This is a genomic window from Pseudophaeobacter arcticus DSM 23566 (assembly GCF_000473205.1).
Classification (GTDB): domain Bacteria; phylum Pseudomonadota; class Alphaproteobacteria; order Rhodobacterales; family Rhodobacteraceae; genus Pseudophaeobacter; species Pseudophaeobacter arcticus.
On sequence record NZ_KI421507.1, the window covers coordinates 2,669,317 to 2,683,676 of the forward strand.

At 61.7% G+C, this 14,360-nt stretch carries 11 protein-coding genes; 5 read left to right on the forward strand and 6 right to left on the reverse strand.

The window, feature by feature from the left end; translation table 11 throughout:
* Window positions 1–124 precede the first annotated feature (124 nt).
* The 3 genes from ARCT_RS0117160 to ARCT_RS0117170 form a co-directional block, all read right to left on the reverse strand.
* The gene (locus tag ARCT_RS0117160; protein ID WP_027241177.1) at window positions 125–1,534 is read right to left on the reverse strand and encodes an FAD-binding oxidoreductase; all 1,410 of its coding nucleotides are present in this window, start codon (window positions 1,532–1,534) and stop codon (window positions 125–127) included.
* Between the two features lie 172 nt (window positions 1,535–1,706).
* Window positions 1,707–3,512, reverse strand: a complete 1,806-nt coding sequence (gene ggt, locus ARCT_RS0117165) for a gamma-glutamyltransferase (protein WP_027241178.1) — start codon at window positions 3,510–3,512, stop codon at window positions 1,707–1,709.
* A gap of 35 nt (window positions 3,513–3,547) precedes the next feature.
* Entirely contained in the window at window positions 3,548–4,534 is a 987-nt protein-coding gene (locus tag ARCT_RS0117170; protein ID WP_027241179.1) for a 2-hydroxyacid dehydrogenase, read from the reverse strand.
* 269 nt (window positions 4,535–4,803) lie between these two features.
* Between ARCT_RS0117170 and ARCT_RS0117175 the strand changes: the two genes are divergently transcribed.
* Window positions 4,804–5,247 (forward strand): SH3 domain-containing protein, encoded by a 444-nt coding sequence (locus ARCT_RS0117175; RefSeq protein ID WP_154665457.1) that lies wholly within the window; start codon window positions 4,804–4,806, stop codon window positions 5,245–5,247.
* A 48-nt stretch (window positions 5,248–5,295) separates the two neighbouring features.
* Here the strand turns inward: ARCT_RS0117175 and ARCT_RS0117180 are convergent, their stop codons facing one another.
* Complete coding sequence (locus tag ARCT_RS0117180; protein WP_027241181.1) at window positions 5,296–7,926, reverse strand: AAA family ATPase; 2,631 nt, start codon at window positions 7,924–7,926, stop codon at window positions 5,296–5,298.
* The gene (locus tag ARCT_RS0117185; protein WP_027241182.1) at window positions 7,923–9,074 is read right to left on the reverse strand and encodes a metallophosphoesterase family protein; all 1,152 of its coding nucleotides are present in this window, start codon (window positions 9,072–9,074) and stop codon (window positions 7,923–7,925) included. Before ARCT_RS0117185 ends, ARCT_RS0117180 begins: the two co-directional genes overlap by 4 nt.
* 199 nt (window positions 9,075–9,273) lie before the next feature.
* On the opposite strand from ARCT_RS0117185, the gene ARCT_RS0117190 reads away from it, so the two are divergent.
* The 4 genes from ARCT_RS0117190 to ARCT_RS0117205 all read left to right on the forward strand — a co-directional run bounded on the left by ARCT_RS0117190 (window position 9,274) and on the right by ARCT_RS0117205 (window position 12,689).
* Window positions 9,274–9,939: an FCD domain-containing protein gene (locus ARCT_RS0117190; protein WP_027241183.1), complete on the forward strand. Its 666-nt coding sequence runs from the start codon at window positions 9,274–9,276 to the stop codon at window positions 9,937–9,939.
* Window positions 9,940–9,983: 44 nt separating this feature from the next.
* Window positions 9,984–11,003, forward strand: a complete 1,020-nt coding sequence (locus ARCT_RS0117195; protein ID WP_027241184.1) for an ABC transporter substrate-binding protein — start codon at window positions 9,984–9,986, stop codon at window positions 11,001–11,003.
* Window positions 11,004–11,086: 83 nt separating this feature from the next.
* A complete protein-coding gene (locus tag ARCT_RS0117200; protein WP_027241185.1) occupies window positions 11,087–11,854 on the forward strand; it encodes an ABC transporter ATP-binding protein in 768 nt (255 codons plus the stop codon).
* Window positions 11,847–12,689: an ABC transporter permease gene (locus tag ARCT_RS0117205; protein WP_027241186.1), complete on the forward strand. Its 843-nt coding sequence runs from the start codon at window positions 11,847–11,849 to the stop codon at window positions 12,687–12,689. The genes ARCT_RS0117200 and ARCT_RS0117205 overlap by 8 nt, the downstream gene beginning before the upstream one ends.
* 50 nt (window positions 12,690–12,739) lie before the next feature.
* On the opposite strand, the gene ARCT_RS0117210 is transcribed toward ARCT_RS0117205, so the two are convergent.
* On the reverse strand, window positions 12,740–14,065 hold the full coding sequence (locus tag ARCT_RS0117210) for a glycosyltransferase (protein ID WP_027241187.1): 1,326 nt from the start codon (window positions 14,063–14,065) through the stop codon (window positions 12,740–12,742).
* Window positions 14,066–14,360 lie beyond the last annotated feature (295 nt).

Sequence of the window (14,360 nt, forward strand, 5' to 3'; positions counted from 1 at the left end):
CTCCCGAACCAAAACCGGACTCTCAGGGCGAGAATACAGGGGAAGTTGGGGCAAATTATGACATTCCCATGCCATGCCCCCCGCAAGCAGGGCATGGGAGCATGGCATGGGAAGGATCTTATCCTCAGCCCTTATCGGCGAGGATTTTACCAGGATTGAGGATATCGTCCGGATCCAGCGCGGCCTTGATCGCCGCCATATAGCGGGTTGCGGCCCCCAGTTCTTTTTGCAGATAGGGGCGTTTGCCCTGACCTATCCCGTGTTCGCCGGTGCAGGTCCCATCCAGCGAGATCGCCAGGTCATTCAGCCAGCTGATAAATTCGTCAGCCTTCTGGCGCTCCTCTGCACTTTCCATGTCCACCAAGACCAAGGAGTGGAAATTGCCATCGCCCACATGGCCAACGATAGGGGCAACTAGCCCCAGATCTTCGGCCTTTTGCTGGGTGGCACCGACACATTCGGCCAGTTTTGAAATCGGCACACAGACATCGGTGGAAATTCCCTTGGCACCGGGGCGGATCTGCATGCAGGCCCAATACATGTCATGGCGCGCCTGCCACAGCTTGTTGCGCTCCTCTGCCGAGGACGTGGCCTCGATATCAAAACCGCCAAACTCATCCGCAATGGCTGCAAAAGTCTCGCTCTGTTCCACCACAGAGGCATCCGAGCCGTGGAATTCCAGCAGCAGCAGCGGTGTTTCCGGCAGCGAGAGCTTGGAATAGCTGTTGGCAGCCGCAACGCTCATCTCGTCGAGCAGTTCCATACGAGCAATGGGAATGCCGTATTGAATGGTCATCATCACGGCGCGACAGGCGTCATCCACGGTGCGGAACGAACAGCGCGCCGAGCGGATCGCCTCGGGGATGCCCTGCAGGCGCAGGGTGATTTCGGTCATCAGGCCCAGCGTCCCTTCGGAACCGACCATCAGCCGCGTCAAGTCATAGCCCGCCGAAGACTTCTTGGCCCGTTGCGCGGTGCGGATCACCTCGCCATCCGCCATCACCACTTCCAGGGCCAGAACATTATCCTTCATGGTGCCATAACGCACCGCATTGGTGCCCGAGGCCCGGGTCGCGGCCATGCCACCAAGCGAGGCATTGGCACCGGGGTCAATCGGGAAGAACAACCCCTGGTCGCGCAGAAAAGTATTGAGCTGTTCACGGGTGACACCGGGCTGCACCACCACATCCAGATCCTCGGCATGGACCGCCAGAATCTGATCCATCCGCATCATGTCGACACAGATCCCACCGGCGGGCGCGTTGACATGCCCTTCCAGCGAGGTGCCAGTGCCAAAAGGAATGACCGGCACGCCATATTTGGCGCAGGTTTTGACTATGGCGGCGACCTCGGCGGTGGAGGTTGGAAAGACCACCGCATCAGGGGCCTGATTGGTGATCCAGGTGGTCGTATGGCCATGCTGCTCGCGGATCGCCTGACCGGTCTGCAGCTGCTTTCCGAACTGCTGTTTCAAGACGCTGATGGCAGCCTCGATGCCGGCTTCATTACGTGGCAATGCTGTTGCTTGCACCATGGTGTGATCCTCTTCCTTTCCCCGGCGGTATGATGTCGCCGCTGTCCTCGCCCTCGTGTTGTCATGACAACACGTGCGCCTCTTATGATGTAAAAAAGGGGTGCAGACAAGACATTGCCGCACCCCTTATTCTCTGCATGCTGGCCCAGCCCTTGGGCCAGGTTACATCCCGCTATTGCCCCAGCGCAATGCCCTCGCGGCGCGGGTCGGCGCCGCCTTTCAGGGTTTCACCAATTTCAATGGCATGCAGGCCCGAGTTCAGATCGCGGATATTGACCTTATAACCCATCTCGGTCAGGCGCGGCTCCAGATCCGCTGCGCCAGTGTCTGCCTCCAGATCATAGGTGCCAAACCGGTTCACCGCATGCGGCAGGCTCAGCGCCTGCTGCACATCCATGCCCCAATCAGCCCAGGCCACGATGGCCGTTGCCACATAGCCGATAATGCGGCTGCCACCGGGAGAGCCAATCGCCAGAACAGGCGTGCCCTCTTTCATCACAATGGTCGGCGCCATAGAAGACCGTGGCCGTTTGCCCGGCTCCAACCGATTGGCGATGGGAACCCCGTCGCGATGGCTGCGAAAGGAGAAATCGGTCAGTTCGTTGTTGAGCAGGAAACCATTGCTCATCAAGCGGGAGCCAAAGCCATTTTCAATGGTCGTGGTCATCGACAGCACATTGCCATATTGATCGACAATCACCAGATGCGAGGTCGAAGGGAACTCGATCGAGGCATCATCAGCCCAAAGCGGTGCCAATCCGGCATGATCAAACTCTGGCTTGCCCGGGGCCACTTCGGCCAGGGCCGTATCGCTTGCCAGCAGCGCCGCCCGGCTGGCCAGATAATCAGGGTCGACCAGACCCTTGGCCGGAACCGGCACATAATCGCTATCCGCCATGTAGCGTCCACGATCCGCAAAGGCGAGCCGTGATGCATCGCCGATCAACCGCCAGGATTGTGGATTTTCAGCCCCCAGTGCCGCCAGATCATAGCCGCCCAACATGCCCAGGATTTGCCCCACGGTCAGCGCCCCCGAAGACGGCGGCCCCATGCCGCAGACCTCAAAGACGCGGTAGCTGGCGCAGCTCGCAGGGCGCTCTTTCACCTGATACAGCGCCAGATCCAGTGCCGAGAGAACACCAGGATTGCCCTCGGCCTCCTGCACTGTGCGCACAATATCGGCTGCAACAGGCCCGGTATAAAACCCCTGGGCACCTTCAGCCGCAAGGCGGCGCAGCACATCAGCATAGGCGGTATTGGTCAGGATGTCCCCTGCGGCCAGCGGCGTGCCCCCCGGCAGGAAATAGTCAGCCGTGGCAGGGAAACGCCCCAGCCGGTCCGCATCGCGCGCGATCGACCCGGCCATACGGGGCGAGACCTCAAAGCCCTCTTCGGCCAAAGAAATGCCTGCCGCAAACAGCGAGGCCCAATTGGCCTGCCCCCATTTGCGATGCGCCGCCTCCAGCAAGGCCGGGGTGCCGGGGGTGCCAACGGATCGCCCGCCAACAACAGCGTCAAAAAACTTTAGCGGCTCGCCCGCTTCATCCTGGAAAAGCTGTGGCGTTGCCGCCAAAGGCGCTGTTTCGCGCGCATCCAGCGTGGTGATTGCGCCCGACTCGGCGTCATACCAGACCAGAAAGGAACCGCCCCCCAGCCCCGAAGACTGCGGCTCGACCAGTCCTAAAACGGTCTGTACCGCTACCATGGCATCTGCGGCGGTGCCGCCCTGACGCAAGATAGCAGCGCCCGCTTCAACCGCATGTGGATTGGCCGCTGCGATCATCCAGTTTTGTGCCTCAACCGGCGCGCCGGCCGCCTTGGTGGCAAGCGAGGCGGCAACCGCTTCTGAAATGGCCGCGACCGGGCCAGCACTGGCCCCTTCAGGAGCAACCGCATCCGCCGCCTCCTGCGCAACAGCGCCGACGGAAAACAGGGTTAGGCCCGACAAGGTAAGGCAAGTCAGTAGAACAGATTTCATGGAACGCCCTCACAATCGAAAGATGCAGATGGCCCTTACAACATGGCAGGCACAACCTGATCCGGTGGCCGGTGCCCATCCTCGAAGGTTTTGATATTCAACAGGACTTTTTCACCCATCTCAATCCGGCCTTCCAGGGTTGCAGAACCCATATGCGGCAGAAGTACCACATTTGGCAACTCGCGCAACCTTGGATTGATACGGGTGCCCTTTTCGTAGACATCCAGACCGGCGCCGGCAATTTCGTCACTGCGCAGCATCCGCGTCAAGGCCAGTTCGTCGATCACCTCGCCGCGTGAGGTGTTGACCACCACCGCCGAGGGTTTCATCAGCTTCAGCCGCCGGGCGTTCAGCAGATGGAAGGTCGAGGGCGTCGAGGGGCAATTGACCGAAATCACATCCATGCGCGCCACCATCTGATCCAGGCTTTCCCAATAGGTGGCCTCCAGATCGGCCTCGATTTCGGGGCGCAGGCGACGGCGGTTGTGATAGTGGATCTGCATGCCAAAGGCGCGGGCCCGGCGCGCCACAGCTTGACCAATCTGACCCATACCCAGAATACCCAGACGCCGCCCTGCCAGACGCCCCCCAAGCATCGCTGTTGGCGCCCAGCCCTGCCAGTCGCCCTTTTGCATCACGGCAAGCCCTTCGGGGATACGGCGCACCACCGCCATGATCAAAGCCATTGCCATATCGGCGGTGTCATCGGTCAATACACCCGGCGTATTGGACACCAGAATGCCGCGCTGACGGGCCGTGGCCACATCAATGTGATCGACCCCTGCACCATAGTTTGCAATCAGTTTCAGCTTATCGCCGGCCTGACCCAGAAGGGCGGCATCAATGGTATCCGTGACCGTTGGCACCAGCACATCCGCCGCTTTCATCGCGGCGGCCAGTTCCTGGCGGCTCATCGGCGTATCATCGCTGCGCAACTGAACATCAAACAGCTCGCTCAGCCGAGTCTCTACCGGCTCTGGCAACCGTCGCGTTACGACAACACTCAGACGTTCTCTTGCCACTTTTGCTCTCCCCTGGCTTTTCATTTCATCTGCCTTGATGGCATGGTGGCGCAGGACGGAACCGGGCACAAGAACCGATCCGCCAGAACCGGAACAAGTGACGCAGCTTTTTGCCCTTTCAGGCAGGAAAGCCTCCAGGATTTCGGAACCAAGATTTAGCAGGCTTAACCACGAGCAGAAGTGAGCAGGCAGTGATTAAAACATTTTTGCATCAGCGTGGCCTCGTGGCGGCGCTCTGTCTGGCGTTGGGCTGTGGCTCATTGACCTCGATGGCTGCGGCCTCTGAACGCGGCCCGGTAACCAATCTGCCGCTGCCGCGCTATGTCTCCATGAAGGCCGCCGAGGGCAATGTGCGCCGCGGCCCCTCTCTGACCCACCGCATCGACTGGGTGTTCAAACGCCGCGGCATGCCGCTGGAGATCACCGCCGAGTTTGGTCACTGGCGCCGCGTGCGCGATCAGGATGGCGCCGGAGGCTGGGTCCATTACGCTTTGCTGTCCGGAGCTCGAACGGTGCTGATCCAGGAAGACATGCTGACCCTGCACGCCCAGGCCAATGAACAGTCAGCGGTCACCGCCGCGCTGGAATACGGGGTGGTGGCACGGCTGGGCAAATGCGTGCCCGCCTGGTGCGAAGTCTCGGTTGGCGGCTTCAGCGGCTGGGCGCCCAAGGGTAAGTTGTGGGGCGTGATGCCGGAAGAGATCCGCGACTAGCTCTGCCCCTGCTCTCCCCTGTCTTCCCCCGTCAGCCCTGCTGGCAACTTATACAGAATCTGATACCGGACGAATACTCAGCTGGGTGCCGCCCAAGGCACGAAAGCTTTTTTGCCGACAGGTAAAGACCAGAATCTGCATCTCATCCGCCTGCAGGGTCAGCGCATCAAAGATCTTCTCGATGCGGGCATCATCGGTGTAGACAATCGCATCGTCCAGAATGATCGGAGCCGCCTGGCCTTTGCGTGCCAACAGCCGCGCAAAGGCCAGGCGCACCAGCAGGGCGATCTGTTCCTGGGTGCCTCCCGACAGGCTGTCGAAGGCCTCTTCCTGGCCGGCGCGCATCAGCTGATCCGGCAAGACCTGCCCGGCATCAAGCCCCAGACGTGCCTCGGGCCAAAGCAGCCGCAACAGCGGTTGCAGCTCTTGCAGCACTGGCCCGATATAGGCCTCTTGCGCGGCGCTGCGCGCCTGTTCCAGCGCCTGGTCAAGCCGCCGCAACACCGAAACCTCAAACTCCACCGCCGCCAGCCGGTTTTGCGCCGCAATAAGCTGATCCCGCACCTCGGCCAGCTCCTCCTCGACGGCCATGCCTGCGGTGGTGGCAATGCGGCTGTCCAAAACGGCAAGGTCGCGCAGATGCGCCTGGATGGCCTCGCGGGTCGCGGCCTGCTCGGATTTGGCCCGCGCAGCCCGGGCCCGCGCCGGGGCCAGGTCCGGCGCCTCCTGCTGCAAGGCCAGATACTGCGCTTGTTGCGCCGCCAGATCCTGCTGCAACTCCGCCTGACGGTGCTGCAACTCCGCCAGCCTTTCCGGCGTGTCGCTTTGTCCCGCCAGCGCAGCCTCGGCACGCTCCAGCCGTTGCAGCGCCGCCTGATGGCTGACGCGCGCACCTTCCAGATCCAACCGGTGACGGGCTTCGCTTTGACGTGCCTGGTCCAGTGCAACAGCTGCCCGGTCCAGTTCTGTGCGCTGCGAAACAAGCCTGGTTTCCAGCTGCTCCAGGCTTTCATCCTCAGGCCCGGTTTGCGGCATGCCCGCCTCTACCGGGGAGGTATCAACCGGCAGAGCATCAAGGTGTTGCATCAGTACCAGCACCCCTTCGGGCGCCAGAACCTGCAGCTGGCCTTCGGCCTCTTCCAGCCGGATGCGTGCTTCTTGGCGGGCCTGATGGGCCGCACGGGCCAGCGCGACACTGTCGCACTGCGCCGCCTCCAACGCCGCAGCCAGCGCCCGCTGCGCCTGATCCAGTTGATCGCGTCCAGCGCCATCGCCCGGGTGCAGATCAATACGGCCCAGACCAGGCGCATCCAGGCGCCCCCCCTCTGGCAGGGGAATGCGAGTACCGCCAGCCAGCGGCACCCCATCCAGCGTCAAGCGCCCCTCCTGGCCCGTCTCATAGGTGACTGTGAGGGCAAAGGCCCCCAGCTGCTGCGCCTGATCCGCCAGAGCCAGGGCGTCGCGGGCGGTTTCGATCCGCTCCATCGCAGCCTTGTCGGGGCCATGACCCATCTGCTCCTTTAGCGCGGCAACCTGCTGCATGACACCGCGGGCCTGCTCCAGCGTCTTTTGCAAGGCACGGCGCTGATCTGCAGCCTGCTCCAAGCGTGCAGCCCGCTGCATCTGGGCCAGTTGCGCTTCCAGCGCCTGGGTTTTGGCCTTGGCCGCCGCCAAAACCTGCTCCGCCTGCTGGGCCTCGGCATGGGCCGGGTCGAGAACGTCGGAGATCCGTTTCAGGGTTTCCGCCGCCTCACTGCGGGCCTGCTCGGCCTCGGCACGGTCCTGGCGACGCGCCAGAAACCCGGCCAAGGCGCTGTTGTGATTGTCCAGCACCAGGGTGGCATTGCGCAGCGCCTGCTCTGCGACGGTCAGCTTTTCCTGATAGTGCTCAGCGGCCTGCAGCTCTTGCTGAGACTGGCGCAGACGCGTCTCCAGCGATTGCTGTGCTTCGGGATCCTGCAGATCCGCCAGCTCGCGGCGCAGATCCTGGCGCTGGTCAAGCTGCCCGCGCAGCTCGTGCACCTTGGCCGCGAGCTCTTCTTCGCGCGCCGCAAGCGTAGTAACCTCGGTCATCGCCTGGTCCAGCGCGCCGCCTTTTTTTGCCCCGCGCGAAGTCACCAGCCGATCCAGTGACTGTCGCACATCGCGCCGGATCACATCCATGCGCTGGCCGCCGGTGATGCTATCCACCTCCCCCGCGACCGACGACATCAGATCCTGCCGCGCCGCCAGGGTTTCCTTTGCGTCGGCAAAATTGGTCAACCCCTGACGCACCCAGAGCAACCCGGAGGGGCCGCCCTCTTTGGGGGATTTGATAAGGTTTTGCAGCCAGGCCTCTGCCGCATCCGATTGCAGATAAAGCTGCGCCCCCTGCCAGATCCGCAGGTCGCCCTTGCCCGAGGTCTTTTGGAACTGCTTGGCCAGGCGATAACAGCTGCCGTCCAGTTCAATCTCCACCTCAACCCGAGGCTCTCCCCCGGCGCGCGGGGCCAAGGCGCGAATGTCCTTGTCCCAGGATTTGGCATCTTTGAAAAAGACCGCATGCAGCGCGTCAAAAATGGTCGATTTCCCCTGTTCATTGGGGGCGGCCAACACATTAAGCCCCGCGCCAATGCCAGTGATCTCCACCGGGTCGGTAAAACGGCGGACGTTTTCCAGACGGATGGCACGGATCCTCATGCCCCCCCCTCCCCGGTCGCAACATCTTCCTGTGCATAGGCGAACAGCCGGTTCAAAGCCGCCGAAGCGATATCACGCGCGCTTTGCGCCTGGCCTGTGTCCTCTGCCGAGCGCATCAGCTCTTCGGCAGCGGCCCGCAGCGCCCCATTGGTGGCAATCAGATCCAGATCAGACAGCTGGTATTCGCTGCGCAGCCCTGATGTTTCCAGGCTGAAATGACAGAACTCAGGCGCGACCTGCGTCACGGCCTGTTCCAGGGCCAGGCGCTGCGGCGCAGTAATCCAGCCCTCGGCCCTGAGCCGCAGCAGATGCAGGCGCCACTCGGCACGGCTGGCAGGCAACAGGGCCTGCAGTTGCGCGGCAACATCGCTCGCCGGAGTGACCTGCAACAGCTGTTCCTGCCAGTGGTAGGCGCCGGTTCCCTGTGCGGTGACAGTCGGCGGCTGACCTGGCGTGGTCAGCTCGACCAACAGGCACTGCCCCCAACCGGCGTGTTTGAAGCGATCGGCCTCTGGCGTGCCGCTGTAGCGGCTGCGGTCATTCAGGGTAAACGCGCCATGCCAATCGCCCAGCGCCAGATAATCAAGCCGGGCAGAACTGGCGCGATTGGGCGAAATCACCTCGCCGCCGGCCTCGTCACTGCCAAAATCAAGCACCCCGCCATGGGCCAGACCGATGCGCAGATCCCCCGCCGGGGTCTCGCAGCCATCCATCCAGGCGGTCAGGTCCTGGCCGGCAAAGCGATGACGGCAGGGCGCGGGCAACAGATGCACCCCCGGCGCCATCTGCACCGGCTCGGGCTGCATCAAAAGATGTGTGTTTTCTGCAGCATGCCGTGCCATCCCGGCCCAAAGCGTTTCTGCAGCCGCGCTGTCGTGGTTGCCCGGAATGATCCACCATTGCAGATCCGGTGCCGCGCCCATCGCCGCCAGCGCCTGGCGCTGCACCCGTTCCGAGGGCGTTTCGGTATCAAACATATCCCCCGCGACCAAGATATGCTGCGCGCCCTGCTCCTGCGCCAGAGTGGCCAGAGTGGCAATTGTCTTCTGACGCGCCTGCTGCAAATCTGCACGCACCTCTTCGGGCATCTGACCAAACCGCTTGCCAAGATGCAGGTCTGAGGTGTGAAGAAAGCGAAAGGGGGTCATTCAGGCTCCGGGTCAGGTAGTCAGGCAGTCAGGTCGTCATTTGGTCCCGCCATGAGTGGCAGAGCCACGACGAAGGGTCAACGCGGCTGGGGGCGGAACACCTGAGAAAGGCGCAGGAAAGTACCACGCAAATACAGGCGATTGACACAGGGCGCCCGCTGCGGCAAAAATATCCAACATTTTTGAAAATCGGGTTCAAATGCTATTTGGTTCAAGACAAGACGCGGATGAAACGGTGGTGGCGATGCTGGCCTCGGTGTTGCGGCGCGACATATCCTTTGGCCTGCTCAGACCCGATGAAAAGCTGAAACTGAACGACCTGCGGCAACGCTATGGCGGGTCCAATCATTCGATGCGCGAAACCCTGCGGCTGCTCAGCGCCGAAGGCCTGGTCGCGGCCACCGCCCAGCGCGGGTTCCGCGTCACCTCTGCCACCGAGGCTGACCTTCAGGACATTCTGTTCATGCGCATTCAGGTTGAAAAGATGGCGCTGGAGAAAGCCATGGCGCTGGGGGATGTCGCCTGGGAGGGGCGCGTCCTGGCGGCGCATCATGCCATGCGTCACTGCGAAGCTGTTGTTCAAGGCGATCTCAGCGATCTTGCCGCCTTGGAGTGGGACAATGCCTGCCGCGCGTTTTTCTACAGCCTCTGCGAGGCCTCGGGCTCTCCCCGGCTGCTGGATACGCAACAAAAATTCTACGACCAGTCCCGCCGCTTTCGGCTGGCGCTGTTGCGCGAAGGGCGTCTGGATTTTCCCGATCGAGCCGCGCAGCATCAATCACTGCTCAGGGCTGTGCTCGACCGGGACACCCCAGCAGCGCTTGGCGGTTTGGAGAGACTCATCACAACGGAAATACAGGCCTGAGGGATAAGGATCAGGCCAATACTGTTCACTAGGGAGGAACACTCATGACCACATTTACCCGCCGCAAGGCATTGGCACTACTCGGCGGCAGCGCCGCTGCTGCTGGACTGGCAAGCCCGGCTCTGGCCTCAAACCGCAAAATCACCGTCGGGGCGCTGCGCTTTACCAGCCATTCTGGCAGCTTCATCGGTTTTGAACGCGGCTATTTTGCCGAAGCAGGCCTGGACGTGGAATTCAAGTTCTTCCAGGCCGCGACACCAATGGCGGTTGCCATTGCCTCTGGTGATGTGGACTACGCGGTGACAGCAATGTCTGGCGGTCTGGTATCGCTGGCCGACAAAGGCGCGGTCAAGGTGATCGGCGGCGCCCTGTCCGAAGAGGCAGGCATTGACGGGCAAAAGTTCCTGGTTTCCGATGCCGCCTATCAGGCAGGTGTGACCAGCCCCGCACAGCTGGCAGGCAAAAGCTACGGCATCACCACTGCGGGCTCCTCCTTCCACTACATGGGCTCCAAGATGGCCCAGGCCGAAGGGATTGAACTGAAGTTCAAGCCGCTGCAAAAAGTCGGCGCCATCATTGGCGCGCTGAAATCGGGCCAGATCGACGCCTGGTCCATCGTGCCACATCTGGCCAAGCCGCTGGCCGGGTCTGGCAAGGTGCATATCATTGGCAATGTGTCGGACTACCTGCCGAACTATCAGGTGACCACAGTCTTTACCTCAGCCCAAAACGCCTCGGGCGAGCAGCAGATGACCCGCGATTTCCTGGCCGGCTATTCCAAAGGTGTGAGCGACTATAACAGCACCATGATCGACAAGGCCCATGGCGACGCGGGCGTAGAAGAGCTGGTCGACCTGATCCACAAATATGTCTATGCGGATCGCCCTCGTGAAAAAGCTGCCAAGTCGATCATCAATGGCACCATGCGCCTGAATGAGGGCGCAGCGATGAACACCACCTCGCTGCAGGACCAGCTGAGCTGGTTCCAGTCCGAAGGCCTGATCGACCAGAGCATCAGCCTGGATACCGTCATTGACCCCAGCTATGTGCAGATACTCGGCTAAAGCCGGCTGTGAAATTTTTCTCGGGGCGGGATCTGAACCCGCCCCGAACATCGTTTTATCCCCATCCTCTGGAGCGCTCCCGCATGGATATTCGCCTCTCTGGCGTCAGCCATTCCTATGATGATTTTGAGGTGCTCCGCGATATCTCGCTAGAGATCCCCTCGGGCAAGATTGTCTGCATCGTTGGCCCCTCTGGCTGCGGCAAGTCCACGCTCCTGCGCTTTATTGGCGGCTTAGAGCAGCCGACCCGGGGCGAGGTGCTGCAAATTGGTGCTGCGCCCAAGGATTGCCTCAACCCGCTCACCTACATCTTTCAGGACTTTGCCCTGCTGCCTTGGCGCTCGGTGCGGGGTAATATCTCTTTGGTGCTGGAGGATCACGGCATTCGCGGCGCGCGCGCCGATGCGATCATTGCCGATGTGCTGGCCCGCACCAAGCTGAGCGAGTTCCACAAGGCCCTGCCCAAGCAGCTCTCGGGGGGGATGAAACAACGGGTGGCCATTGCCCGCGCCCTGGCGGTGAACCCGGCGGTGATGCTGATGGATGAACCGCTCTCGGCGCTGGACAGCCAGACCCGTGAATTGCTGATGGATGATCTGGTCAGCCTCTGGACCCGGACGCCGTTTACGGCGGTCTATGTCACCCACAACCTGGCCGAAGCCGTGCGACTGGGCCACTCCATCGTGGTGATGTCGCGCCGCCCTGGCGAGATCCGCGAAGTGGTGCATCTGGAGACCCCGCTGGATCAACGTCACTATGGTGACAGCGCCCTGGAAGAAAAACAAAAATACCTATGGCAATTGATGCGCGAAGAGGCCCGCGCGGCAGATGCGGAGCTGGTTCATGTCTGATCTCAAACCCAACACAGCCAGCCTGCCCCAGCCGCAATCCAGCCAGCCGCAAGCCCGTCAGGTCACCTTTCGCGGAGGTGGCTTTGCCCCGGCCAATCATCGCTGGATCGGTGTCTTGGTCTTTGTCCTGTTACTGACCGTTGCGGAACTCGGCACCCGTCAGGGCTGGATTTCATCGCTCACCCTGCCGCTGCCCAGTGATGTGCTCAAAACCTTTGGCGAGCTCTATGCCTCGGGGCTGTTGTGGGCACATATGAGCGTGTCTTTGACGCGACTGTTTATCGGCGCATTGCTTGGCGCCAGCCTGGGCGTTGCGGTCGGCGTGTTGATCGGGTTGTTTTCCTATGTCCGCGCCGGATTGGTGCCGCTGACAGCAGCGCTGTTCCCAATCCCCAAGATCGCGCTTTTGCCGCTGTTTGTGATCTGGTTTGGCATTGATGAGGCCTCAAAATACGCGCTGATCGCCTTTGGCACCTTCACCCCCACGGTGGTGGCCACCTATGGCGCGGTGGACAATGTTGACCGCAGCCTGATCCGCATGGGGCAGAGCTTTAACCTGTCGTGGATGTCGATCGTACGCAAGATTGTGCTGCCTGGGGCCATGCCCGGTATCCTGTCTGGGCTCCGCATCAGTCTGGCCATTGCCATCATCTTGCTGGTTGCGGCCGAAATGCTGGGAGCGGAATACGGCATCGGCGCCTATATCCTTGAGGCCGGTTCGCTCTATGATCTGGAGCGCCTGTTTGCCGGCGTCACCATCCTATCGCTGCTGGGGGTCACCCTGAGCGCCACAATCGGATTGATTGAACGTCGGGTGCTGAACTGGCGCCAATAGCAGCACCTGCAAACTGCTGCCTTGGCCGGGGCCGTCGGCTCGGGTGTCGCTCAGTTTCGGGCCGCGTCCCAGCCCTGCCCCAGGGTCGGCCTGCGCCTATGTGGCGGCAGGGGCCGACCAACTGGCAGATGCTGTCGGAGAATCTCGGCGCGTTGAGCAAAGGCCAGCGCAGCACAAAAGGGCATCCCATCAGCGCGGGCATTTATCATGCGCCGCGCCAGCCTGTCGCGATCCGCATCCAACTCAGCGATCCGCTGCGCCAAAGCTGCGGTGTCGCCGCAGGGCACCAGACCATCACCGCCCTGCCCCGAGATCAGCTCCCGCGCAGAGGTGCAGTCATAGCCCAGAACTGGCGTGCCACAGGTCAAAGCCTCGATCAGGCAGCGCGGCGTTTCAGCTGTCTTGTGGCAAAACATAAAGATATCGGCCTGCAGCACAGCCTGTAGCACGGCCCCGTGATCCTCGACAAAACCGGGGAAATCAACACACTCGGTCAGTCCCGCCCGCTGAATACGCGCGTGCATCTGTGGCAGGGCCGCACCGTCGCCAATCCAGGTTGCGTTGAAATCGACGACCAGCCCATTGAGACGCTCCAGAACCGTGATCCAGTCGGTTGGCCCCGACATGGCCTCTGCCTGGCCGGTGTAGATCAGCCGCAGTGGGCGTTTGCCCGCAACACCAGCGGCCTTTTTCACCAGGGCGCTGTCGCTGATGTGATCCGCTTCAGCGACGTGAATATCTTGAACCAGATGTGAGTTCCGGCACAGCCCCTGATTGGCCTGAAAGGTCTCGCCCCCGTGGAACAGCCCCAAATCGGCCCGCTGGATCGCGGCCTTTTCAAGCCAGGCCATGGGCCGATGATACAGCCGCCCCTGCAGGCGACTGCGCCAGGGGGGCTGCTCCGGCGCCTTGTCCCTTGGGGGCTTTTGCGACTGTGGCATGACTTTGGAGTCCACCCGATCCGTCCACACCGCATAGGGTCGCTGCCTGTGATGCGCGACCAGACAGGACACCGCCCCCCAATCGCCAACCCCGCCACCAATTGCAAAGCTGAGATAATCCGCCTCTGCGATCAGCCTCCCTATTCGATGTAACGCACGCGGCAGGACCCGCAGGAACTGACCCGGGTGACTGGCCATGGGCAGGGGCTCGATGCGGATCCGCGACAGCTCTTGCTGATAGCTGTGCAAAGGAGCCCAGCCCGCCGGAGGTGCACCGGCGCTGACCGGCATCATCACCGTGACCCAGTCAAAATACCGGGCCCAAAGCTGCAGCCCATTGACCGCCTGGCCTTCGATATAAAGAGAGCCCTCAAAGAGATACAGCGGAACCGGGGCATAGAGCAAAAGGCTGGTCTGTGATGCAGTCCTGGGCATCGGTATCGTCCTTATCCGTGGAGATCACACTGGCTCCTTGCAGGTTAGCTTAGCTAAAATTTTGCTAAAATCCCCAGCCACCTAAGCAGAGCCACAAAGCGCAAAAGGATTAGGCCGCACTCCAAAAGGCGAAGGAAGACATCCAAAACTGCGGAAAAATGCGGCACCGCGTCAATCTGACGGGGCAAAATTCGCATGCTAATGATTGCACCGCCCGCGCTCCTGCTCTACATGGGGGCCTAAATGGACCTGCCCGGAAACCAATTTCGACGCCTGCTCCGTTCAGTCTCATACA